The sequence below is a fragment of the Runella sp. R5_40 genome, assembly GCF_057652295.1.
In genome coordinates, this window is record NZ_JBYFCH010000013.1 from 1 (window position 1) to 23,477 (window position 23,477).

Genomic DNA, 23,477 nt, shown 5'->3' on the forward strand with positions numbered 1-23,477 from the left:
TTCCAACGGGTCTGACTTTGTCGGACGCCAACTGGACGGCAGTTGGGGGCATTGCCACGTTGAACACGCCGATTGCCGCTTTGGCCGCGGGAGCCAGCACGACGCGAGACATCAGTTTTACGGTGAATGCAGGCTTTACGGGCACGGTAACTAATCTAGCTGAGATTAGCAGTGCGAAAGATACTAACGGTAATCCTCAGACAGACATAGATAGTACCCCAGATAGTAACCCCACGAACGATGGTAACCCTAAAAACGATGTCATTGCTGAAAACGGTAAAAACGGCGGTGATGAAGATGACCACGACCTGGAAGTTATTAATGTTTTGTGTATCAAACCAATTCTGACTACGGGTAACATCGTTTGCAATGGCACTACGTACAGTGTGGTCTTTTACAGCAACGTGGCCAATGTAACGACTAATGTAGGCACAGTGGCCAACGGTATGGTAACGGGTATTCCAGTTGGCAGTAACGTGACCCTGACGGCCACGCAATCAGCAGGTTGTGTTACGATTCTGACAGTTCAAGGGCCAAGCAGTTGCCAGGTTAATCCAAGTTGTACTATGCCAAGCTTGATTGTGGGTCAACCCGCCTGTGAAGGTAATAGTACTTATACGGTTAGTTTCTATGTGGACCACGGCACAGTTACGGTGAGTGCTGGAACCATCAGCGGCAATACAGTGATTAATATTCCGATTACTCAGGATTTGACCATTAATGCTACTGATGGTACCTGTGTTTCGACAAGTGTGGTGCCTAAACCAGCCAATTGCAGCGATCCCTGTGAGAATCCATCCGTGAGTTTGAGCGGGCCTGTTTGTGATAACAGTACAACGTACCATCTGAATTATGCCCTGAGTCCTGGGGCAACGCTGTTGAGTAGTGCTGGCACAGTGAGTAACGGTCAGATTACGGGTTTACCTACGGGCACTAATGTGACACTGACCGTACAGATGGCAGGTTGTGTGGATAAGATAATCGTTTTCCCGCCCGTCTATTGCAATAGCTCGAAAGTAGATCTGGCTTTGAAAAAACTAATCAGTAAAAAACAGGCTAAAATCGGTGATTTTATTGACTACACCATCAAAGTCTGGAATGAGTCTGCGACGCAGGCTACAGGGGTAGAAGTGACTGATTCCTTGAATACAGGAGTGCAATACATTAGTAGTAGTGCTACACGCGGAAGCTATAATCCATCGACTTTACATTGGACGATTGGCAATATTGGAGCTAATGGGGATACCGTCACGTTAGTGATTCGGGTAAAGGTGCTTTCTCAGGGAGTTTTGTTTAACACGGCTGAAATCACCAAAACAAATGAGCCAGATGTGGATTCAACGCCAGGCAATAAAAAAGAAAGCGAAGATGATATATCTAGCCAGTGTTTTACAGTACCAATCGGTTTATGTGCATCAGAGCAAGTAGAGGCTATTATACCTGCTCAGTACACGGACGTAAAATGGTACAAAAATGGTAGTAGTGTTCCAATTGCAACGGGTAATGTCGTATTGTTTAATGAAGTAGGAACTTATACATATACTTCAACAAATAATACCTGTCCAGCGGGAGGATGTTGTCCAATCATCATTGAGGCGGGTACAAACTGTTGCCCAGCAACATTATGTGTGCCTTTCACTACCAAAAAAATAAAGAAATAAGGTAAACGGTATCAAGTAAGTACTCAACCCCGATAACATCGTTGTCGGGGTTGAGTTTTAGTTTGCACATGAGAAGAGCTAATCTTTATCCTTTAAAAAGCTTCGTTATAACTCATAAAACCACTGACAGAACGTTTGCCAAAAAGGAAACTTGTAGAAATTGAGCACAGAGTAATGATAGACTAAAAGAATCCCGAGGGCAAGTGGAAATACATTTAGCCGTTTGTGCGACCGCCAATCCCAAATACTGAGCGCTATCAACAGCAAGTCGGCCAATAAGAAACCTGCTACGGGCGTGATAGGCCATCCTTCTAATGTGGGCAGATAAGCCCGAATCCCACGGGCAAAATGACCAATGAGTCGGTCGGTAATGGGGGTAACCATGGGAAAAGCACTACAAACCAAGTACCGTGCGTGAATGGTTGCCTGCTTTTTGTAATAAATCCCCAAACCGTACAAAATCAAAAAAGCAATGAGTGCGTTGATTACCAATGCAATAAAGAAATATTCCATGGTTCCTAACGCCTGGCTTTTGTCAATTTGGAATTTGAGCAAATCCAACGTAGTGAGGATAATCAACGGAACCAATACGTACGAATACTTCCCAATTTGGCGGTGCAATGCCGTTTTCTTTTGGCGAATCAGGTAAGGTTGTACAACCAACATAGCGCACCACAAAATGAGACTGATGCCGTGGGTGTGCATTCGATAATTGGCTTGGTCTAGCAATCGTGAAAAATAACTAAACCAAAAGCCTCCGACCATCAACAGAAAAAATCCAATGAAGTAGAAGTGACTCTTTTTAAATAGCGCGGTTTCGAGTTTCATAAGTAAAGGTGTTTTTAGGGGAATAGATTGCGTGAATACGATTTATTAAATAGTTGACTCTCTCTTGAATATTTGCAAAATACCATTAAAATTATTACAATTGTACTTGTGAATCAATACATTAACCACACATTTCTTGTTGGCTGCTATGAAAAACTTTCTGCTGTTTGTATCGTTTTTGTATGTACTTGGCAGTTGCCGAGACAAAAATGAAAACCCTCAACCCAGTGTTTATCCTGAGTTACAAATCAAGGCTATTCATTTCCCTGGCATTCCAGATGAAAATGTAACAATTGACCCTCTTAAATGGACTATCCATGTCAAAATTCCTGCGGCTTTAAGCGCGACTCATTTTATCCCAACTTTAGAACTTTCTGATGAAGCGCAACTGTATGATTCTTCTGAGCTTACTGAGTTGAGTAGGGTCTATAGAATGAAATACCCCAATGAACAAGACTTGAGTGTACGAATTAAAAGCAAAACCTCAAACAGAAAAATAACATATACGATAAAGACAACACCGAGTGCTCCGCTCAAAATTACTCAAACAGAGCCTCTCGTAGATTTTGTTATTGGTGATTCTTCTTATATCAATATCAATGCTGAAAATACCGCTGGAAATGAAGTCCCTCAAATGGCTATTTTTAGGAATAAGAAATCTGGGACTGAACATACGTTGAATTTTAATTCAATTGGAGCACTTGGAACTATTCATAACAGATTAAGGCTCTCTGCGGGAGCGCTCCACTTTGAATTAGGCGAGTATGAACTGTCTTTTCTGATGGCGGATGGAACCGAACTGAAAGTAGGGCCGACGGTCAGGATACTGCAAGGTAAACCTAGCTTAAATATGAGTGCTGGTAGCAGCATGATTAGGCTGGTAGGTAAAGATTTGGCAGTTGGTGGAATCAATTTGTTTGAAAACACGGTTACTTTTCGGTTACATTATCCCAATGGTACAACGGTTCCGTTGCAAGCCAATTATTCCTTAAATGGACGAGCGGCTTCTTTGTCAATGATTTCCTCGTTGGCTCCTGGTTATTATGGTATTGAGATTCTTCGGGACAATCGGCCTTTGGGTATCAGTTACCGATTGAGTATTTTAAAAAATGACGTACAAACGATGATTATGGCCTTGAACAATTTACCCTTTAGTAACTATCCCAGTGCAGAACCGATGGTTTTGGCTCGTAATCAGCGTATTTCTGTGCATTTTAATGCGGTAGTGCCTTACGGGATTTATGGTGTAACCGATAAATACGTGATGACTTACACCGACGAATCAAAACCTACATCTGTTTTTCGTTTTCCGATTACGATTCCCAATGAAGCGACACCTCACTTTACAATTCCCGCCGATGTTCCTCCTGGACGTTACAAAGCTATAATTCAGGAAATTAATCCTGCCACCAAAGAAGTAGTACAGCAAAGCGAGCCTTTTGAACGAATCGTGGTATTGCAATAATGACTTAAATCCAAATGCTTCCGTTTTTTGGGCGGGTTATTATACTCAAACGCATGGCTTTTACGATGACTTATCTAACGGTAGTTTTATCGTAAACGTTGTTCCTTTTCCTTCCACACTTTCTACCTCCAACGTTCCATCGTGCCCTTTGGTGATGATGTCATAACTCAGCGACAAACCCAGCCCCGTGCCTTCACCCGTGGGTTTGGTGGTGAAGAAAGGCTGGAATATTTTGGGCAAAATGTCGTTTGGAATCCCGTTTCCGTTGTCGCTTACTTTTATTTCGACCGCGTTTGCAAGGCGTTTTGTTTGCACCGATACGGTTGGGTTTGGTAGGGACGTTGCATGCAACGCCCCTACGGTATTTCGTTGGTTGACGGCGTAAAAGGCGTTGTTAAACAGATTTAACAATACGCGGCCAATGTCTTGCGGTACGATGTTGATTTTGGAGAGGGTAGGGTCAAGATGAATCTGAAAATCAGCATTAAAAGCTTTGTCTTTTGCCCTCATTCCGTGGAAGGAGAGTCGTAAATATTCATCACAAAGGGCGTTGATGTCGGTGGGTTGTCGTTCGCCTGTACCCATGCGCGAGTGCTCCAACATGCCTTTGACGATACTTGAGGCGCGCTTGCCATGGTGGTTGATTTTTCCAAGGTTTTGCGAAATATCGGCCAATATTTCTGCTCCCAACCCCTCAATATGGGCTTCTTCCTTGAGTTCATCAATAAGTTCGACGGACAATTCGGCGAAGTTATTGACAAAGTTCAACGGGTTTTGAATCTCGTGAGCGATGCCCGCCGTGAGTTCGCCGAGGCTGGCCATCTTTTCTTTTTGAATCAATTGATTTTGCGCCGCCCTCAATTCTTCCAATGATTGCTCAAGCTGCGACGTTCGTTCGCGTACTTGTCGCTCAAGCGTTTCGTTCTGAACTTCAAGTAGTTGCTGCCTTTCTTGCTCTTGCTGTAGCGTTTTTTGGGTAAGGGTATTGTTTTCTTGCAGCTTCTCAATCAGCACTTTATTGGTTTGAGAAAAACTAATGGCCAAATAGAGCGAAATCGACAGCGGTACGCACAAAACGGCGATTTGATAAGTGAAAATGCCTCCAAATCCTTGAGGAAACAAGGGTGCAAAACCGTAGTATGCAAGGAGAAGGTCAAAATAAAACAGCATAAACATCACCAACGAAATCCCCATTCCAATCATAATGAGGCGAGCCCCAGGGAGATGTTTCCGTAAAGCCACCACCGTCACTCGAATCACCTCCGCCGTCATCAGTAGTTCGGTGCCGAGCTCGGCCCAAATGGAGCCTAATGAGTAGGGGGTAAAAAGGCTTAACATAATGACCGCCCCAAAAACGACAATGAGCCAAAAGAGTATCCCTGTTTTTTGGTGATAAATCTCATAAATGGCCCGTATCAAAAACAGGTACGCAATGGGGAAAGAAAGGGTCTGAATGAACTCGACAATAAAATAAAGCGAGAGGGTTTCGACAAACTCAAAAGAAAGGGGAATGCAAAAAAAAGCAATTCCCAACGCCAAGGTTGTTCCTGAAAAATAGAGGTTGGCGCGTTGGGTTCGGTAGAGGGAGAAAAAGGACAAGTGCAAAAAGGTGAGAATAAAAAAGACCCCGACCTGAAACCAACCGTAATCGCTTTGCTGGCGCTGGTAAGCTTGGCTTTTGGGGGCGTTTTCGGTTTCAATCAGCGTGGCTCGGAAACAATGGTTCTTGTTGAAACCCACACGGTTATAAAAAGAGTTTCGCTCGTATGCTACCCGTACTGCGATTTGTACAAACGGATAACTGACCGAATAAGGCAATCCGATGGAGTTGTTGTGGAAAATATTGGCCGCTTGAGTAATGCCTCGTTTGGCGTCGATGTCGCCGATTTTTCGGGCCAAAATGCCGTTGATATATACTTCAGAAGCTACACTTTGGCTGATTTGGAGGGTGGTTAATTTTTGGGCAACCATCGGCGAAAACTCAATCGTGGTGCGAAACCAGCCGTAGCCCTTTCGAGAGAGTTCTGGGATGGCGTTGACGTCTTGCGTAGGGTCAATTATTTTCCAGTCGCTGTCATCAAATTCGGGGTCAGCCCATTCGTGGTTGTCGCCTACGTGCCATTTCCATCCGTTGGTAAGCACCAAACCTTTGGATGGAATGCTGTCGATGTTGTTTACATTTTGGCCTTGGGCCCCGACCCAAAACAGCAAAAAGAAAAGGATTAAAATAGGGTTTTTCATGGAAAGGCTGTATTGAAAAGAATGGTTTGGAAATGCTAGGAAACGGCAACGGGCGCGGTTGCTATGGGAAGCCGAATCGTAAATGTGGTACCGTTGCCCTCCGTCGATTCTACGTCGATTTTGCCACCGTGGCCTTTGGTAATAATATCATAGGCCAACGACAACCCTAAACCAGTGCCTTGGCCTGTGGGTTTGGTGGTAAAAAAGGGTTGGAAAATTTTGGCTTTGACTTTGTCGCTCATTCCCCCGCCGTTGTCTTTGACTTTAATAATGAGCTGGTTGTCGCTTTTTTCGGTGAGCACACTTACCTTAGGTTTGAAGGATGGGCTAGAAGCCCGTGCTACATTGACGGCATAAAAGGCATTGTTGATAAGGTTAAGTAGGACACGTCCAACGTCTTGAGAAACTACACTGATTCGGGGAAGGTCAGGTTCGGTAATGAGTTCAAAATCAGCGTTGAAACTTTTGTCTTTGGCGCGCATTCCGTGGTAAGAAAGGCGCAGGTATTCGTCACACAAGGCATTGATGTCGGTGAGTTGGCGCTCACCCGTACCTATCCTCGAATGCTCCAGCATTCCTTTGACAATACTACTGGCACGCTTGCCGTGGTGGACAATCTTTTGCAGGTTTTGCTGTAAATCGCCCGCAATGGCTTTCACTTCTTCGGTGTCGCCGCGCTCGATTTCTTCTTTCATTTCGTCGATTAATTCCGTCGATACTTCTGAGAAATTATTGACAAAATTCAACGGATTCTGAATCTCGTGGGCAATCCCCGCCGTCAATTCGCCCAATGAAGCCAATTTTTCCGACTGCACCAACTGCGCTTGCGTGGCTTTGAGGCTTTGCAATGACTTTTTGAGTTCGGACGTACGCGTGGCTACTTGTTTTTCGAGCAACTCATTTTGGGTACTCAAGAGGTGCTGTTTTTCTTGCTCTTGGGCTAAGTTTCGCGCTGAAAGCTCTTCGATTTCGGTGATTTTTTTGAGCAACGAACGGTGTGTGCGGGTGTATTCTTTTACCAACGACAAAGAAAGTCCAACAGGAATGCTCAATACAAAGATGAGGGCTAAAATTCCTAAAACGACCAAGAAGTATTCGCTAGTAGATTGAATCGAGTCAATGTTGTAAGCCAACATCCCAAAAAGAATGGATACTGCAAAGAACACCACGATACAAACCGCCATCGCGATGAGGGTATTGACGGGCACTTTGGCGTTGGGGTGGCGTCGGCGGTCGGCAAGAATACTGACCCGAATAAAATCAACAAATAACAAAACGAAGAAAGTCCAAGTTTGAAGCTCGAAGGGAAGCGTGATGTCAAAAATCGTGGAGGTCAAGGCCAACACCATGAGCCCCGCTTGCAGGTAAAAGAAATACTTGAAGGGCTGGTCGAGGTAGAGATACAGCGAAACATTGATGAGAAGCAGGCCAAGGTAGAGCGTAATCAACGTGATTAACTCATTGATTTCGTGTCCACTAATGGTGGTAATATGGTCGTCGAGAAAGTCGGCGAAGAACGAAATTCCAAAAAATAACAACGTAAATCCCAGCGATAAGCTAACCTTTTGCTGGCGATTGGTTGAATAAAAAAGAAAGTGTAATAAGCTAAAAATAAAGAAAACGCCAATGCAAAATGCCAGCGCTCGACTCATTTCTAGGTTATCCCGATAAAAGGAGCCTCCCCAGCGATTAATGTCGTGAAGTTTGATTTTGAAAAGCTCTTGGCCCGTGCCTGGAAAATAAAAATTACTTTTCGTAAACGAGTAGCGAATGGCCAATACGTGCTGCAACGTGTCTGGAAGCGTGATTGGAAGCAATTCGGCCAGCACCTTGGTTTTTTCTACGGCAGGATTGGTACTGACGACCCCAATCTTGTGGAGTAGCTTGCCGTCGAGGTAAATCTCCGAGGCACCCATTTGCTCGATATTAAGGAACAACGTCTTTTTAGCAAGGCTCGAATCGAGTCGAATTGGTTTGCGAAACCAACCAATTTGGGCTTTGCGTAGTTCGGGAAAATGGCTGATATTTTTGTACAAAACGGGGGCATCTTTCCAAGTAGAGTCATTGAACGACGGAGCCGCCCACGCAGCGTTGTCGCCTTCTTTCCATTTCCAAAATTTAGACAGGGAAAAGCCATCTGAGGAAATGCTTTTGATAGGGGCGCGGCTTTGAGCCCAAACCTGACAACCGACTAAAATGAAAAGAAAAACTTTAAATAAATGCTTCATAAAAACTAAGATTAGGAAGGGTCAGGTAACGTAATGGTAAAGGTCGTTCCTTCTCCTTCAATGCTGTCGAGTTCGATGGTTCCTCCGTGGCCTTTGGTGACGATGTCGTAGGCCAAACTTAGCCCCAAACCTGTGCCTTGTCCTGTGGGTTTGGTGGTAAAAAAGGGTTGGAAAATTTTGGATTTAAGTTCTTCTGGAATACCCGTTCCGTTGTCTCCCACTTTGACGACAATTCCTTGCTCGGTGGTTTGGGTATGTACCGAAACCGTGGGGGAATAGTCCTTGATTTCTAATTTTTCTTTGGCTTGTACGGCGTAAAAAGCGTTGTTGATGAGGTTGAGCAATACCCGTCCAAAATCCTGTGGAATGACGTTGACTTTGGGCAAAGATGGGTCAAGATACGTATTCATTTTGGCATTAAATGATTTGTCTTTGGCGCGCAATCCGTGGTAACTCAGGCGTAAATATTCGTCGGCGAGGGTGTTGAGATTGACGGGTTCTTTTTTGCCCGTACTCGCCCGCGAATGCTGGAGCATCCCTGTTACAATGCTCGATGCGCGTTTGCCGTGGTAATTTATCTTTTCTAGGTTTTGGAAAATATCATCCAAAATCTCGTTCTCCAATTCTTCGTCGCGCTCTTCTTTGGTACGTTCTGATTTGAGTTCGTCGAGCAGTTCTACTGATACTTCCGAAAAGTTATTAACAAAGTTAAGCGGGTTTTGTATTTCGTGGGCGATGCCCGCCGTAAGTTCGCCCAAACTCGCCAGTTTTTCCGACTGAATCAGTTGTTGTTGGGTGGCTTTTAGGTGTTTTAGCGATTGGGTGAGGGCAGAGGTTCGTTCGGCTACTTGTTTTTCAAGCACGTCATTTTGCTGAGAAAGAATGCGTTGTTTTTCCAACGACAACTCTTCTAGCTCTTTTAGTTTTAACTGCAATTCTTTTTCGGTGGTTGAAATACTACGCGCAATCAACATGGAAAGCGTCAGCGGCGTACACGCATAAAAAGCAATCATCAAGAAATTGGCCCAGTTTTGAACCGAACCGACCTGAATGGTTCCCGAAATGATGAGCAAACGAGCGCTCAAAAAAACAATCATTAAGACAAACGAAAGAATCAGAGAACGAGAGTCGAGCTGATTGGATTTGCGGGCAAGTACGACTTTTCGGACGACTTCTATCAATAGACCAAGAATACTCCCGTAATAGATGTATTGGGTGAGCGGAGCGTTGGGGGCAAGAATGCTTACAGAAGTAACACTTAGAAAAACGACGCCTAACACCTTAAAAAACCAAGAGATGGGCTGCTGTAAGTAGCTGATAATAGTATAGCAAAGGATGAGTAAATAAAGTGAAATAAAGAGACTGTAACCAAAAGTGAGAAGTGAGGCGGTAAAAGGATGGCTGGTGCCAAATAAAACATCGCCTGTTACAAAATGTAGGGTGGCAAACAAAAGACACAGGGCAAAGGTGCGGTTGTAGCTTTTGGTTGTATTGTAGAGATAAAGGATAAAATGCAAAACGGCCATGACCAGAAATAATCCCGCCAATGACCAATGATACCAAGCGACGTATCGACCCGATTGAAAGGCTTTTTCAAAACGCCCCGTTGGGTCAATCAGCGTACATTCAAACAGCGCCTTTTGGGAAGGAAATAACGTTTGAAAAAACGTCGTTGGACGACTGGTGTACGAATGTCGAACGGTGAGGGTATAAGTTCCTGCTTTGGGAAAAACAAGGTAGGAAATACTGCCCAAGCCCGTCGAATAGGTGCTTTCGGCGGTAGGGTCTTCACTTACTTTTCCAAGTTCACGAATGCGTTTTCCGTTCAGATAAACTTCGGATGCACCTGCCTGACGGGTGAGGATGGCAAGCGGGCGTTGACACAAGCTGGAATCTATTGTTAGGGTAAGTCGCAACCAGCTGACTTTTGAGGACGCAAAGTCAGGGTTTTCAAAAAAGGGTAAGGACACGTCGATGGGTTTCCAGACGGTATCTTTTGCGTTTTCTGACCGCCAACTCCATCCTTTATCAAAGCGGACGCCAGTGGCTGGTAGAGAGTCCACTTGGAGAGGAGGAAGTTGCGCATTGGCGAGGGTGGCAGCGCAGAAAAGAAAAAAGAATAAAAAATGCTTCATCAATGATTGGGTAAGGTAATGGTAAAGGTCGTTCCTTCTCCTTCGACGCTGTCGAGTTCGATGGTGCCGCCGTGGCTTTTGGTGACGATGTCGTAGGCCAAACTTAGCCCCAAACCTGTGCCTTGCCCCGTGGGCTTGGTCGTAAAAAAGGGTTGGAAAATTTTGGATTTGAGTTCTTCTGGAATCCCCGTTCCGTTGTCACCTACTTTAATGATGATTCCTTGGTCGGTATTTTGGGTACTAACCGTCACGGTAGGCATATAGTTTTCGGGTTGGCTGATGCTTCGGGCTTGTACGGCGTAAAAAGCGTTGTTGATGAGGTTGAGCAATACCCGTCCAAAATCCTGCGGAATGACGTTGACTTTGGGCAAAGATTCATCAAAAAACGTATTCATTTTGGCATTAAACGATTTGTCTTTGGCGCGCAATCCGTGGTAACTCAGTCGTAAATATTCGTCGGCGAGGGCGTTGAGATTGACGGGTTCTTTTTTGCCCGTACTTGCCCGCGAGTGTTGTAGCATTCCCGTAACGATGCTGGACGCGCGCTTTCCGTGGTGGTTTATTTTTTCTAAATTTTGAAAAATATCGTCCAAAATCTCATTTTCAAGTCCTTCGTCGCGGTCTTCTTTGGGTCTGGCACGTTCCGCTTTGAGTTCGTCGAGCAGTTCAACCGACACTTCCGAGAAGTTATTGACAAAGTTGAGCGGGTTCTGAATCTCGTGGGCGATGCCCGCCGTGAGTTCGCCCAAGCTCGCCAGTTTTTCCGACTGAATCAGTTGCTCTTGGGTGGCTTTGAGGTGTTCGAGGGCTTGTTGTAATTCTTCTTTTTGTTTGGTGATTTCGGCAGTACGTTCGGCTACTTGGTATTCCAAATCCAATTTTTTGGCTTCCAAGATTCGGTTGTTTTCTTCTTCTTGGACCAATTTTTGGCGTTGCTTGTTAAACTCTCGTTGCTGGTTTCGGGCAATAATGGCAAGCACAAAACTGAGGACAAAAACGATGGATTTGGCCGTTTGAAAGAAGAGATCGTAGTTTTCGTAGAAGCGAGGCATCCAGTATTCGGCCAAGTTATCAATAAAGAAAACAACTCCCAATGGCACAATCATCCAAAACAACAAGCGGGCATTAGGGACTTCTTCTTTTAAAAGATAGGCGGGGTATGCCACCAAAATAAGTAAGCCAAAAAAAACGGGTGGGGAGATTTTTTCTCCATCGGTCACAACCTCCACCAATAATAAACCAAATGCAATCAATCGCCCGATGCGAATTCGGTCGTGCCACTCGGGCAGGCGCTCAGCAGTTTGTAAAAACTTTTGAACAAAAGGCAGCAAAAAGAAGGCTACCAGAAAAGGGAGTATAAAGCTCATAACCGTGACCGAACGAGGTTTTGTTAGGAATAAGTTATATCAAAGGTCGCAATAAGTTGTTTTTTGTCCAATATCTGTATTTTTGTCCAATATTGCTTACTCGCTATGTCTTTTTACCCACTATACCGTTCGTTAGGCATCAGGGCTGAAGAAGTCCGAACCGTAGGACTGTTTTTCTTGCACCACTTTTTTTTAGGCTTTGGTACGATGCTTATTTACGTGTCGGCCAACGTCATTCTCCTTGAAAATCACCCCGAAACGAGTCTTCCGCTGGCGTACATGGCTTCGGCGGTGGGGATGATGCTAGTAGGGAAAATCTATAGTTATTTTGAACACCACTTGTTGCTCGACCGCCTGGTGATTCGGGTGCTTGGGGCAGTGCTGGTGCTGACGGCCGTCATTTTGGCGTTGGTTTATTTTGGGCATTCGGTGGCGGCCTCTGTTGCTATCATGGTGGGTTTTCGAGCGATTTATTTATTAACAAATCTTGAATTTTGGGGCGTCTCAGCGGTGGTATTTGACGTGCGTCAAAGCAAACGGTTGTTTGGGGTAATCAGCGCGGGCGATATGCCAGCCAAAGCCCTTGGGGGTGTTTTGGCAGTCTTAATTCATGGCCATACCGAACTGCTGGTGCTTATTTTATTGGCATTTGGGTTCTTTTGGGCGGCGATGTACACCGCCGTGCAAACGTTTCGGTCGCACAAAGTCGCCACCGAACACGGGCACGCTCCTGTGCGTCGTACTCACATGCCCCGCCTGATTGCGCAGTTGTTTGGAGGGAGCGAGTTGATTTTTGCCATGTGTCTGAGCCTGACCGCAGTAGCCATCATGGCAACGGGGGTAGAATACGCCTTTTTTATTAACGTTAAATACAAACTTCACAGCCAAGCCGACGTGATGAAATACCTCGGTATTGTATTGGCACTCACGTATTTATTGGCAACATTTGTGAAACTGATTGTCTCCCGCCAAACGGTCGAGTACTTTGGCATCAACCGAATGTTGGCATTGCTTCCCGTAGGAGGATTGTTGGTGTCGATGGCATTGGGCGTGATTTTCTTCACGGAGGCCGATGTGTCGGTGCAATTGGTGGCTTATTGCTTTGTCTATTTAGGCTTTGAGGTTGTGCGTCGGGCTTTGTTTGATCCCGTTTTTTTGGTGCTTTTTCAGCCACTTTCTACCCACCAACGTCTGCGCGGACATACCCTCGCCAAAGGGTTCTACGAGCCACTGGGGCTAGGAATTGGGGGGGTGATGCTGTACTTGAGCCATCATTTATGGCAAGGTGGCGACTGGTTTTTGGTAGAAGAAATTGTGATTGGGGCCTTGTTTGCCTTGTGGTTTTTGAGGAGAACGTACCGTCAATACGTGCTTACGTTGCAAGAGGCATTGAGCAAACGTTTTATGGCGGCCGAAGATTTGGCCGTCCCCGATGAGGCTGTTCATGCGGTGTTGAAAAACTTGCAAAGTGATAAACCTAAGGAAGTGATCAACGCGATTGAATGGTTGGTGGCCAATCGCCCCAAAAGTGTGTCGTCTGATCGTTTGTATCGGTACGTGACGGAGTTGGTAGGGCATTCCAACGAACGGATTCGGGTAAAAGCCCTTGACATTGCCGACCAACTTAAAGTAAAGCTTAAACCTGCTCAGCTTCGCATGATGATTTTGCATGATGCTGAAGCCAGTGTACGGGAGAAAGCGGCATTTGTGTTGAGTAAAGATTCGGAATCGGCGGCGGTAGAGTTTTTGTACCACGACGATTTGGTGGTTAGAAAGGGGGCATTGCTTGGGTTATTGACCACCCATCCTGAGCAAGCACAGGGGCAAACCGCGCTCAAAGCGATGTTGCAAAGTGAGCAGGTGAAAAGTCAGTTGGCCGCCCTCGACATTGTAAAAGAATTGGGCTTGTCAACCCACAGTAAACTGATAGGTGACGCACTAAAACAGCCTGACCCCGCAGTGGTCATGTCAGCGATTGAGACAGCTGGAAGGCTGAAAAACCCAGCGCTGACTGATCAAGTAGCGGGATTATTAAATGAAAAAATATACTGGCGGCAAGCAGCACGAAGCTTGGCCAAACTAGAAGCGATACCCGTACTAGCTGCTTTAGAAACCTCGGCTAACTCCCTGACAGTGACCCAGCGGGTGATAGCTACGGCGGGACAGATGCAGTCGGAAGAAGCCCATGCTTTGTTGGTAGAAATGGTGCAACGCCCCGACGTGACGGTTCGAACTTCGGCTTTGCAGGCGTTGCGAAATTATCCCAATGCGCGAGGAAAGGCTGCTGTTTTTGAGCAATTACTGAAAGAAGAGTTTTTGTTGGCACAACGTTTATTGCACGCTAACAATGAAACAGACCTTGGCAATGACCTGAAAAATAGCCTTAACTACGAGCAAGAAGTGCTCATTCAGCGGATTTTTGGCTTGCTGATGCAACAATATGACCAAGAGGCGATTCTGAGCACGCAGGCAAGTTTATTGCACAGCTCGCGCGAACGCCGTGCCAATTCGCTGGAATTGCTTCAAAATGTGGTGCCTCGTCAGGTATATGCGAATTTACACGCGCTGCTCGACAACGTTGCCGATGCCGACAAAATTCGGATGATGGATGCTCAATTGGGAACATCTACGGTTACAGGTTCTATCAAAGACTATATTTTACAGCAAGGAACACGCTATTTTACCGATTGGACTATCCGATTGGCTTTGCGTGGTATCCCGCTCGAAACCCTATTTCAATACCCCGATTTACGCCTTATGAGTCATTCTTCTGCCACCGCTACGGTTTCGATTACGGAACGGGTTATGGTTCTAAAAAACACCGAACTTTTTGCCGAAACCCCCGAAAACGTCCTGAGTAGCATTGCGCCCATCATGCGCGAAGTTAGCTACCACGAAGGTCAAACGATCTTTGACAAAGGCGATTTGGGGACGAGTATGTTTGTGATTTATGACGGCGAAGTTGGCATTTACGATGGCAAAGTTCAGCTGGCAACCTTTGGTCGGGGAGATGTTTTTGGAGAACTAGCCCTGCTTGATACAGAACCTCGCTCGGCTGGCGTGGTAGCGCTATCAGATGTACAATTGTTCCGCATCGACCAAGGCGATTTTTATGATTTGATGGACGAACGCGGCGAAGTGCTTCGGAACATCATCAAAATTCTTTGCCAACGGATTCGCACCCAAAATACCAAGCTACGCCAGCTTTCGACGAAATAAAAAAACGCTGGGAAAAGCGTCGGGTTTTGAGAAACCCTCGACACGATAATCGGGTTGTGAGCAACCCTCCACACATTTAGATTGCTCACAACCCGACGAAATCAATCTTCTGTTTTTACACTTCCAACTCAAACTGAAAAGAAGTCAAAACCGACCCATTGATTTGAATATCAATCTGATGAGTTCCTGCGTATAATTGCCTGGTAGTCATGTTGGGACGAAAAACATGGCGCTTAGAAAGCGTTTGGGGCGCTTCGGGATGAAGGGTAAGCGTTTGTAATTTAAAGACTTTTTTGCTGGTCATCACTCCTTGCTTATTCTGAAAATACAGAATATAGTCCACCACGGCGGTTTTGGTTTCGGTGCTGCTTAGTTCAAATGAAAACGAAAGTGCGTCGCCTACTTTCACCCGCGTATCAAACTGCACAGCACTGAGGTTGAGGTTGGTGCTGTTTCCAAATCCTAACATACGCAGCGCTTCGGGCTGACCCATTTTTACCAATGTTCGCAAGGAATGTTTGGTCATAAAATTCATTTCAGCCTCGGTCTGCTTGCCCGACGATTGCCATTGTTTTAAGGTAGTTAGCACCAATTCAGGCTGAATTTTGGCAATATCATTGAGGTGATTAGCGACACTTCTTGTAACAAAGCGGGTTTTATCGGCATAAAGACGATGAAGAATGGGCAAGGCGTCTTCGGCGGCAATATGAATTTTTTGAGCCCACGGCAATTTAGGCCGACTCCCTTCGCTGCTAAGGCGCCGAACGTGGTAATTGGGGTCGTTGGCCCAGTTGAGGAGGGTAGCTAAGGTTTCTTGGGGAAAGGCATTGATAAAAAATCGAATAGAAAACTCGGCAGAAAAACGTTTGGTCATTTCTTTGATGGCTTCCAACGAGAAATGAAGCTGTTCGCGGGTGCAGCCATAATGCGCCACAAAGTCGCTGAAAGGGGCATAGATAAAATCCCCGAAGTCATTGTCGCTCAAGGTTTCGTCCAAAGGCGCGGGAAGTGCTTGAAGCAGAATGTTGGTAGCCTTTTGATAATCTTCGGGTAAGTATTTCCGAAAACACTGCCGAATGTGTGCGATGCGTTCTTTCAGTTCTAGTTGAGGAAAGGCTTTAAGGACTTCTTGTTGAAATAGTTCTTGTTCAAAAGCAGGATACACATTGGCGATTGAACGAGCGAGAAATGCCACCTTCGACGGGTTAAAAAGATGGTCTTTGAGGGAAAATTTTTCTTCCATGAGTAATTTGTTTTGTAAGGCTGTTGACCCTGCAAAGATACAAATAGCGGTGCTAAACCTCGGAAGAAATTGGCAAAATAGTGTCGGTTTGTACATTTAGAATGAAACCCACCCGAAATACATTGTCGATGCTAATGCGGGAGTCGTGCTGGAGCATTTTGCGGAGTTTTGAAATAAAAACGTCAAAACTGCGACCTAAGAAATAATCCTTTTTGCCATAAATTTTTTCCACCGCATCTTCACGGCGCAGGATTTGGTTTTGGTGCTGACACAGTAGTTTTAATACTTCGTTCTCGGTTTCGGTCAAGCGCCACGTTTCGTTTTGGTACGTTAATTCTTGCCGCGAGTAATCAAACACATACGCACCGATGGAAAACCGTTGGCTGGGCACGGCGGTAGCAGGGGAGACTTGCCGACGCAGTAGCACTTTGATACGGCACAGCAACTCGTCTTCGTCAAAGGGCTTGGTAATGTAATCTTCGGCACCCAACTCAAACCCTTTGAGTTTGTCGTCTTTGAGAGACCGTGCTGTTAAAAATAAGAATGGAGTGGTTGTTGATTTTGCTCGACAATGTTGTGCCAGCGTAAAACCATCCATGTTGGGCATCATTATGTCAAAAATACATAGGTCAAACGGGCTACGTTGAAGGGCGACAAGTCCACTTTCTCCGTCGCGGCACAGTTTTACTTCAAAGCCATTATCCTCCAAAAATTCCGTCAACAAAAAGCCCATGCTGAGGTCATCTTCTACCAGTAAAATGCGTTGTTTTTGTTTCATTTTCAGATGATTGTGGGTGTTAGTTAAGGCCATTGATGGTCAGACGGTAGTCAGACCATACTTTGACGATTTTTCACGGTCTGACTATCGTCTGACCTAGTCAAACCCTCGTTTGATACCGTAGGGAGATATACCTCAAACTTACTTCCACGATTTTCTTCGCTACTAACCCGCACAAAGCCGTTGTGCAGTTCAATCATACTTTTAACGTAGGACAATCCTAGCCCAAAACCTTTGGCAGCGTGCTTGTCTCCGTGATGAATGCGTTGAAATTTCTCAAAAATCATTTCTCGTTGATTCGTCGGAATCCCAATGCCGTTATCCTGAACCGCTATTATTACGCCTTTATCGTCGGTTTTAGCTGAAATCCGAATCAAGGGTCGTTCTTTGGTGTATTTGAGGGCGTTATCAAGCAAATTGCGGAAAACATTTCCCAAATGTTGTTTATCTCCAAAGATATAAAGGTCGTTAGGGACATCTTCGAGTAAGAGCGTAGCTTGGCGCTCGGCAATTGGCATGGACAAGCTATCAATGGCATTTTGGAGGAGCTGGCTTACCGATACGTGTTCTTTTTCGAGGGCGTAGTCGCCATTTTCAACTTTGGCCAACTGTAAAACTCGCTCTACTTCGTGCAGCAGTTGCTTGTTTTCGCGACGGATGATGTCTATTAATTGATTGCCTTTCAGTTCGCCGTGTTTTTTGGATAACATGTTTACGGCCAATCCGATATTGCTGAGTGGAGTTCGGAATTCATGGGCCATGTTATTGAAAAAATCAACGTTGGTTTGTAGCAAGCGTTTTTGTTTCATCAACGACCAGTTGACAAGTAATAGGAGTACTGTCACAAAAATCAAAATTATGACCGTAGCGAACATCATCAAGTTCATACTGCGAAGAATGAAGCTTTTTTTATTGGGAAAACTCATTCGTAGATACGCTTCTTTGCCTTTTAAAGATGGCAACGATACGACGGTTTGATAAACATCGGGTTGACATTGTTTGGTGGTCGAAAGGCTCAATTGGTAGTCCAAATCAATTTGATAGAATGCCAGTGTTTTGTTGAGTTCGGTTCGAAAATCGGGCTTATCAATCAATCCTGCGGGTAAATGATTGACATTGGCGAGGACAAGCGTTTCCGAGTTTTTGGCCATTGAACAATGACTCCCCGCGCACAGAGAACCGCCATCGTAGGTTTCGATGGTAGCACAAAGCGCCATTGACACACGCTGGTTAAAAATCTCTTCTGAGAGTTGCCAGGAGTGCCGCATCCAAATCAATTGAATTACTACCAGCGCAATTCCTCCCAGCGCCGACGCGATAAGAATGACCGATAGGTTGTTTCGTTGAATTTTCATAGAACAAATGTAACACCTAGCTAGAGAATAAACCCCTAAAATAACAACTTGATAACAAGTGGGTAACATCCCAATGACACCAAGCAAAGGGGAGGCTGCCGTACCTTTGTAGCGTTAAAACAATCAAATCAATTAATCATTCTTTAACGTATTTTTATCATGAAAAAAGTTCTTTTGTCTGCGTTGTTTTTGGTAGCTGTAGCAACGGCTGGAGTGTCAGCTCAATCAAGCCCTAACTGCTGCGACAAGTCGAAGTGTTGCAAAACTGCTTGCGAAAAAACAGAGGCTTGCGCCAAAAACGACAAAAATTGCCAAACATCTTGTGCCAAAACAGCATCGGCAAAACCGAGTAAACTTTCAAAATCAAAAGCCATTGCGAAATTGTAAGTTGATAGCTTGGTGCTAAAAAAACGCCACCCTGCGGAGTCTCCGTAGGGTGGCGTTTTGCTAAATGTAAGTGCAGAATGTGCTTTTAAGTAAGAAAGCAAAATTAGGGTGTTTGCCTTGGTGTAATTCGTTGACTTTGAACGGATAACAATTAACAGATAACGATTAACGTGTGCTTGAGTACCTAGCGTCTCATTAGCTTAAAACCAATGTCGCGGCCTTGGCCTTTGAACATCGCAAGGTTTATCCAAAAGAAAGCAAACTGTTCCATGAGTTGAAATTTATCATTTCCACCTACGTCGTAGCAAGCACCAAAACCCGCATCCAACGCTAATTGCGAAGCAATGGTTTTCCCTTTTTCTGAGTCACCCGCCACAAATGCGTCGATGGCGTGGTCACCATAAGTAGGGTCAAGCATGTTATTAAAGCCTGTGGTGTTAAAGCACTTCACCACGTCGGTGGTGGCGGTGTTGGCCAAAATGGCTTCCGAGGTATTGGTAAAACCTGCGGGGCCACGCCCCATCACGATGTTCATGGTGTCGATGATTACTTTGCCCGTGGTATTGCCCAGCGATTGGGCTACTTCTGGGGCCAAAGGGGCAGGCGTAGCGAGCACAATGATGTCGCATTGTTGGACAGCACTTTCGATGCTTGTAAAACGGTCTTCGCCGATTTGGGTAGCGAGCTTGATTGACTTGTCGCTTAACGGGAATTTGGCTCCCATCAAGACGGTATGTCCTGCACCGATAAACTTCTGAGCCAACGCCCCGCCGACGTTACCCGAACCGATGATTGCTATTTTCATATCTGTTTAGTTTTTTTAGAAAACAAATCCGTTTTCGGCTTCGATTTTAGTAGGTAAGTTACGTTCTTCCAGCATTTCTTTCAAGTCCCGCTCAATCATATTGCAAATAGACGTCATTGGAACGTCCGTAATTCGATTTTCAAATGGGTCTTCGTTGACTTCACCTACCTTTCCCATTACCCCAAATACGAACGAAACCAAGATACTCACGGGAATCATCAGCGCAGGAATGCCCATTTTATTGAAGTCGCCTATTAAAGAAAACGGAAGAATAACCATAAACACCACCATAAATAATTTAGTGAAAAAGTGGTATTGGCGCAACAGGGGCGTGTTTTTAATGCGTTCACAAGCCCCTTGGAAATTGTTGAAGCCTGCTAGTGTAGGTTCGAGACTAATGTTGTCAAATGCCCCTAAAATTTCTGAACGCATTCCTTCTTTGATACGAATGCCTTGATTTTGAAGTAAATAGTTGGGCTTGTTAGTTTTTTGGAGGAGGTGTTGGTACTCATGTTCTGACAATAAGTGTTTGACCTCGTCCCACGAATCTTGACGACGAAGGTGCAAGCGCAGTGCATGGGCAAAGGCAATCTGACGGTACATTAATTCCCTTTTGTAGTCATCGACCTGCTGTGAGGAGGCTTTGCCAATCGCGACGGCATTGTCGGCATTGGCGATGATTTGGCGGGCAAAAATTCGACTATTGTTAATAATACTCCCCCAAAGGGTGCGCGCCTCCCACCAGCGATTGTAGGAATTGTTGTTGCGAAAAGCCAAAAAAATGGCCAAGGCACTCCCTAAAATAGCTGCGACGGAAAAGGGTAAAACTACTTTTTCGAGGTGCTGATTGTGGTATAAAAAATAAACAGCAACGGAGAGGCCTGCCGAGGCAAGCAATTCGGTACGCATGTAACGAGCAACGGCAATAGGGTTAAATACTTTGCGTAGAATCATGATTGTTAAAATTCGTTTCGTCTCGATGAATTGAAGTTACCTTCTTGTTTTGAATCAGTCATAAGCCAGCCCAAAAAGATAGAAAAATGACCGAAAACGATATTTCTTACAAAATACGAGGCTGTATTTTCAAGGTGTTTAAAAATCTTGGACCTGGACTTTTAGAAAGTGCTTATGAAGTTGCTTTAATGTATGAGCTTCGTAAGGAAGGTTTGATGGTTAGTAACCAAGTAAATCTTCCCATGATTTATGAGGAAATGAGGGTGGATATTGCCTATCGCTTGGACATTGTGGTTGACAACAAGGTCATTATTGAACTCAAATCGGTTGAAAATCTTTTGGATGTTCATCACAAACAGGTCATTACCTATTTAAAGCTTTCAGGAATGAAACTCGGTATATTGGTGAATTTTAATACGGATGATATTTCAAAAAGCATTTTTCGAAAAGTCAATGGTTTAGCTTCTTAGTCCGCCGACTCTCGCAGATTTTTTCGCAGACTTCCGCTGACTGATTCTGCGCTGTTCTGCGGGTATTAATTCTGCATAATCAGCGGGTTAAAATTTTTCTACCCGCCGACTCACGCAGATTTTTTCGCAGACTTCCGCTGACTGATTCTGTGCTGCTCTGCGGGTATTTATTCTGCGTAATCAGCGGGTTAAAATTTTTACCACCAATTCAGCCGCAGCGGCACCCGAATTTTGTTGTTGACCCGTAATCAAATTCCCGTCTTGGATTGCGTATGATGAGAACGGAGCAGCTACTTTGAAAGTCGTTCCTGCTAATTTCTGAGCTTCGGTTTCGATGCGGTAGGGCTGAATTTTCATGCCCACGGCTTGGTCAGCAAATTCTTCTTCAGCATCGGCAAAACCCGTCCACGTTTTTCCTGCGACAATTAGTTCGCCGTTTGATTTTTTAGCTTCTAGCAACAACGTTGTCGAGTGACAAACGGCGGCACTTGGCTTACCCGCTTCATAGAAATCCGCAAAAAGTTTTTCTAGTTCTTGGTTGCCGCGAAACGTGTACATCGGGCCTTGGCCGCCCACCAAAAAGATAGCATCGTATTCGTCTGCCTTTACTTCGGTTAGTTTTTTGGTGCTAGAAAGCATTTCGTTGAACCACTGCTGCTGCATGTAGCCCAACGAAATTACATCGTGAGCAGAATACCCACTAGCATCGGCAGGATTTGAGTAAGTATCCATCTCCAATTTTCCACCTTCGGTCGATACTAGTTCTACTTCATAGCCCGCTTCTTGGAAAACGCGAAGTGGGTGTGTGAGTTCGGCTACCCAAAAACCAATGGGCCAACCTGTTTGTTGTGAGACACTTGGCGAACTGGCTACCATTAAAATTTTGCCCTTAGTAGGTGCGCCGTGGAAATGTACGTAGCTGTTAATTTCAGTAATCATTGTGAGGTGTTTTGGTCGTTTATTTGTGGGGCAAAATTGGGAGGCCAAGCACACAAAACCATGTGTACCACTTTTTTGTATGATACGCACTAAAAAGTATGTATAGAATTATGAAGATGTATGTTTATTTTTGAAGACAGATAGGTCTCGAATAAGCGTAATTGCTGCGCAATCAGTGGGTTAAAATTTTTTACCCGCAGACTCACGCAGATTTTTTCGCAGATTTCCGCTGACTGATTCTGCGCTGTTCTGCGGGTATTTATTCTGCGCAATCAGCGGGTTAAAGTTTTTCTACCCGCAGACTCACGCAGATTTTTTCGCAGATTTTCGCTGACTGATTCTGCGCTGTTTTGCGGGTATTTATTCTGCGAAATCAGCGGGTTCAAATAGTTCTACACTGACTAATTCAAAATGGGAGATTTTAGATACAACGGTAAAATGTATTACAATCCAGTAGAGTTCGCAATGGACCGAATTGGTGGGACCTGGAAAATGCCGATTTTGTGGCGGTTGAAAGACCGTGTTATGCGGTACAGTGAGTTACAGAAAGACATTCCGCATATATCGCAAAAAATGCTCACTACCCAACTGCGAGAACTCGAAGACGATGGATTTGTGGTAAGAAAAGTATATGCAGTTGTGCCACCCAAAACCGAATACACCATCACTGAACGCGGGCTCAGAGCTATCGAAGTAGTGAAAGTTATCAGAAACTATGGACTAGAACTGATGGATGAAATGGGGATAAATGATAAATGACTTTTTAAATAATAGCAGAAGGGACAAACCTCCGTTCACAGATTTTTGCCCCTTCAATGACTACTTTCTTACAATGGGTACCTGTAAATTAGTTGGACGGTTTTCGGGTTTGTCAAAGCCTCTCCCGTCCACATGTTTGCCCCCCATAAAGAGCATATCATTGTAGATGTAGATAAGGTCATAATCGCCTACTGTTTCACCCGCTTTTACCCCAAACAATGGAAATTCTTTTCCTTTGATGTCTTGCGTTACGCCAACTGCCCAAGTGTTTAGACCTTCTACGGGAGCAGAGTTGAGTTGGTCGGCAAACATGGGGTGTAAGGGAGTTACTTCAAAACCTTCATCCAAGATGTAATCAACCTCAAAAGCCCCCTCAGCAATTGGGTGGGCTTTACCCCAAATAGTGTGCCCTTTAAAGGTGAATTTTACCAAAGGAAGCTGTCCATAGGGGTCTGCTGAACTTAAAATACTTCCCTCAAAACGGTCATTGGAAAAATATTGAAAATTGCGCTGAACATAAAAAGGTTCAATTTTACCAGTGCCAAGTCTGTCTTCAAAAGGACGCAGTTCAGGCGAAATACTTACCCATTCGCCACCTTGTACGTACGTTTTAATCTGCTCAATTGTCATTTTTTGTTGATTT

The 23,477-nt window shown here is 44.8% G+C and carries 18 protein-coding genes; 5 read left to right on the top strand and 13 right to left on the bottom strand.

What is annotated here, in order from left to right; all coding sequences use genetic code 11:
* Positions 1-1,661: DUF11 domain-containing protein (locus tag AC23N5_RS20070; protein WP_487756982.1), on the top strand; the 1,661-nt coding region annotated here is incomplete at its 5' end.
* Positions 1,662-1,766: 105 nt separating this feature from the next.
* Here the strand turns inward: AC23N5_RS20070 and AC23N5_RS20075 are convergent.
* Entirely contained in the window at positions 1,767-2,489 is a 723-nt protein-coding gene (locus AC23N5_RS20075) for a hypothetical protein (protein ID WP_487756983.1), read from the bottom strand.
* A gap of 148 nt (positions 2,490-2,637) precedes the next feature.
* Here AC23N5_RS20075 and AC23N5_RS20080 point away from each other — a divergent pair, with 148 nt between their 5' ends.
* Complete coding sequence (locus AC23N5_RS20080) at positions 2,638-3,954, top strand: hypothetical protein (protein ID WP_487756984.1); 1,317 nt, start codon at positions 2,638-2,640, stop codon at positions 3,952-3,954.
* Between the two features lie 60 nt (positions 3,955-4,014).
* On the opposite strand, the gene AC23N5_RS20085 is transcribed toward AC23N5_RS20080, so the two are convergent.
* Genes AC23N5_RS20085 through AC23N5_RS20100 form a run of 4 tightly spaced genes read right to left on the bottom strand, consistent with a single transcriptional unit; the run spans position 4,015 to position 11,925 of the window.
* Positions 4,015-6,195, bottom strand: a complete 2,181-nt coding sequence (locus tag AC23N5_RS20085) for an ATP-binding protein (RefSeq protein ID WP_487756985.1) — start codon at positions 6,193-6,195, stop codon at positions 4,015-4,017.
* Between the two features lie 35 nt (positions 6,196-6,230).
* Entirely contained in the window at positions 6,231-8,423 is a 2,193-nt protein-coding gene (locus tag AC23N5_RS20090; protein WP_487756986.1) for an ATP-binding protein, read from the bottom strand.
* Between the two features lie 11 nt (positions 8,424-8,434).
* Positions 8,435-10,558 carry an ATP-binding protein gene (locus AC23N5_RS20095; RefSeq protein WP_487756987.1) on the bottom strand — a complete coding sequence of 708 codons (2,124 nt, stop codon included), beginning with the start codon at positions 10,556-10,558 and terminating at the stop codon, positions 8,435-8,437.
* A complete protein-coding gene (locus tag AC23N5_RS20100) occupies positions 10,558-11,925 on the bottom strand; it encodes an ATP-binding protein (protein WP_487756988.1) in 1,368 nt (455 codons plus the stop codon). The genes AC23N5_RS20095 and AC23N5_RS20100 overlap by 1 nt, the downstream gene beginning before the upstream one ends.
* A gap of 105 nt (positions 11,926-12,030) precedes the next feature.
* Here AC23N5_RS20100 and AC23N5_RS20105 point away from each other — a divergent pair, with 105 nt between their 5' ends.
* The gene (locus tag AC23N5_RS20105; protein ID WP_487756989.1) at positions 12,031-15,144 is read left to right on the top strand and encodes a cyclic nucleotide-binding domain-containing protein; all 3,114 of its coding nucleotides are present in this window, start codon (positions 12,031-12,033) and stop codon (positions 15,142-15,144) included.
* A gap of 115 nt (positions 15,145-15,259) precedes the next feature.
* Here AC23N5_RS20105 and AC23N5_RS20110 read toward each other — a convergent pair whose 3' ends face one another.
* The 6 genes from AC23N5_RS20110 to AC23N5_RS20135 form a co-directional block, all read right to left on the bottom strand.
* Positions 15,260-16,387, bottom strand: a complete 1,128-nt coding sequence (locus tag AC23N5_RS20110; RefSeq protein ID WP_487756990.1) for a DNA alkylation repair protein — start codon at positions 16,385-16,387, stop codon at positions 15,260-15,262.
* Positions 16,388-16,439: 52 nt separating this feature from the next.
* Positions 16,440-17,165 (bottom strand): response regulator transcription factor, encoded by a 726-nt coding sequence (locus AC23N5_RS20115; RefSeq protein ID WP_487756991.1) that lies wholly within the window; start codon positions 17,163-17,165, stop codon positions 16,440-16,442.
* Between the two features lie 50 nt (positions 17,166-17,215).
* A complete protein-coding gene (locus AC23N5_RS20120) occupies positions 17,216-18,520 on the bottom strand; it encodes a sensor histidine kinase (RefSeq protein ID WP_487756992.1) in 1,305 nt (434 codons plus the stop codon).
* 221 nt (positions 18,521-18,741) lie between these two features.
* Entirely contained in the window at positions 18,742-19,008 is a 267-nt protein-coding gene (locus AC23N5_RS20125; RefSeq protein WP_487756993.1) for a hypothetical protein, read from the bottom strand.
* A gap of 83 nt (positions 19,009-19,091) precedes the next feature.
* Positions 19,092-19,712 carry an NADPH-dependent F420 reductase gene (locus AC23N5_RS20130; protein WP_487756994.1) on the bottom strand — a complete coding sequence of 207 codons (621 nt, stop codon included), beginning with the start codon at positions 19,710-19,712 and terminating at the stop codon, positions 19,092-19,094.
* A gap of 15 nt (positions 19,713-19,727) precedes the next feature.
* Complete coding sequence (locus AC23N5_RS20135; protein WP_487756995.1) at positions 19,728-20,666, bottom strand: bestrophin family protein; 939 nt, start codon at positions 20,664-20,666, stop codon at positions 19,728-19,730.
* An 86-nt stretch (positions 20,667-20,752) separates the two neighbouring features.
* Between AC23N5_RS20135 and AC23N5_RS20140 the strand changes: the two genes are divergently transcribed.
* On the top strand, positions 20,753-21,136 hold the full coding sequence (locus tag AC23N5_RS20140; RefSeq protein WP_183971256.1) for a GxxExxY protein: 384 nt from the start codon (positions 20,753-20,755) through the stop codon (positions 21,134-21,136).
* Between the two features lie 180 nt (positions 21,137-21,316).
* On the opposite strand, the gene AC23N5_RS20145 is transcribed toward AC23N5_RS20140, so the two are convergent.
* Positions 21,317-22,075: a type 1 glutamine amidotransferase domain-containing protein gene (locus tag AC23N5_RS20145; protein WP_487756996.1), complete on the bottom strand. Its 759-nt coding sequence runs from the start codon at positions 22,073-22,075 to the stop codon at positions 21,317-21,319.
* A 411-nt stretch (positions 22,076-22,486) separates the two neighbouring features.
* Here AC23N5_RS20145 and AC23N5_RS20150 point away from each other — a divergent pair, with 411 nt between their 5' ends.
* Positions 22,487-22,834, top strand: coding sequence for a winged helix-turn-helix transcriptional regulator (locus tag AC23N5_RS20150; protein ID WP_310586958.1), 348 nt, complete (start codon positions 22,487-22,489; stop codon positions 22,832-22,834).
* A 60-nt stretch (positions 22,835-22,894) separates the two neighbouring features.
* Here the strand turns inward: AC23N5_RS20150 and AC23N5_RS20155 are convergent, their stop codons facing one another.
* Positions 22,895-23,464 (bottom strand): hypothetical protein, encoded by a 570-nt coding sequence (locus AC23N5_RS20155; protein ID WP_183971258.1) that lies wholly within the window; start codon positions 23,462-23,464, stop codon positions 22,895-22,897.
* Between the last annotated feature and the right edge of the window lie 13 nt (positions 23,465-23,477).

What these genes read in the sequence shown, in the direction of transcription:
- AC23N5_RS20115 (WP_487756991.1), bottom strand. Translation starts at nt 17,165, where the DNA reads ATGAAACAAAAACAACGCATTTTACTGGTAGAAGATGACCTCAGCATG.
- AC23N5_RS20105 (WP_487756989.1), top strand. Translation starts at nt 12,031, where the DNA reads ATGTCTTTTTACCCACTATACCGTTCGTTAGGCATCAGGGCTGAAGAA.
- AC23N5_RS20150 (WP_310586958.1), top strand. Translation starts at nt 22,487, where the DNA reads ATGGGAGATTTTAGATACAACGGTAAAATGTATTACAATCCAGTAGAG.
- AC23N5_RS20075 (WP_487756983.1), bottom strand. Translation starts at nt 2,489, where the DNA reads ATGAAACTCGAAACCGCGCTATTTAAAAAGAGTCACTTCTACTTCATT.
- AC23N5_RS20155 (WP_183971258.1), bottom strand. Translation starts at nt 23,464, where the DNA reads ATGACAATTGAGCAGATTAAAACGTACGTACAAGGTGGCGAATGGGTA.
- AC23N5_RS20135 (WP_487756995.1), bottom strand. Translation starts at nt 20,666, where the DNA reads ATGATTCTACGCAAAGTATTTAACCCTATTGCCGTTGCTCGTTACATG.
- AC23N5_RS20110 (WP_487756990.1), bottom strand. Translation starts at nt 16,387, where the DNA reads ATGGAAGAAAAATTTTCCCTCAAAGACCATCTTTTTAACCCGTCGAAG.
- AC23N5_RS20130 (WP_487756994.1), bottom strand. Translation starts at nt 19,712, where the DNA reads ATGAAAATAGCAATCATCGGTTCGGGTAACGTCGGCGGGGCGTTGGCT.
- AC23N5_RS20080 (WP_487756984.1), top strand. Translation starts at nt 2,638, where the DNA reads ATGAAAAACTTTCTGCTGTTTGTATCGTTTTTGTATGTACTTGGCAGT.
- AC23N5_RS20095 (WP_487756987.1), bottom strand. Translation starts at nt 10,558, where the DNA reads ATGAAGCATTTTTTATTCTTTTTTCTTTTCTGCGCTGCCACCCTCGCC.
- AC23N5_RS20100 (WP_487756988.1), bottom strand. Translation starts at nt 11,925, where the DNA reads ATGAGCTTTATACTCCCTTTTCTGGTAGCCTTCTTTTTGCTGCCTTTT.
- AC23N5_RS20090 (WP_487756986.1), bottom strand. Translation starts at nt 8,423, where the DNA reads ATGAAGCATTTATTTAAAGTTTTTCTTTTCATTTTAGTCGGTTGTCAG.
- AC23N5_RS20085 (WP_487756985.1), bottom strand. Translation starts at nt 6,195, where the DNA reads ATGAAAAACCCTATTTTAATCCTTTTCTTTTTGCTGTTTTGGGTCGGG.
- AC23N5_RS20120 (WP_487756992.1), bottom strand. Translation starts at nt 18,520, where the DNA reads ATGAAAATTCAACGAAACAACCTATCGGTCATTCTTATCGCGTCGGCG.
- AC23N5_RS20145 (WP_487756996.1), bottom strand. Translation starts at nt 22,075, where the DNA reads ATGATTACTGAAATTAACAGCTACGTACATTTCCACGGCGCACCTACT.
- AC23N5_RS20140 (WP_183971256.1), top strand. Translation starts at nt 20,753, where the DNA reads ATGACCGAAAACGATATTTCTTACAAAATACGAGGCTGTATTTTCAAG.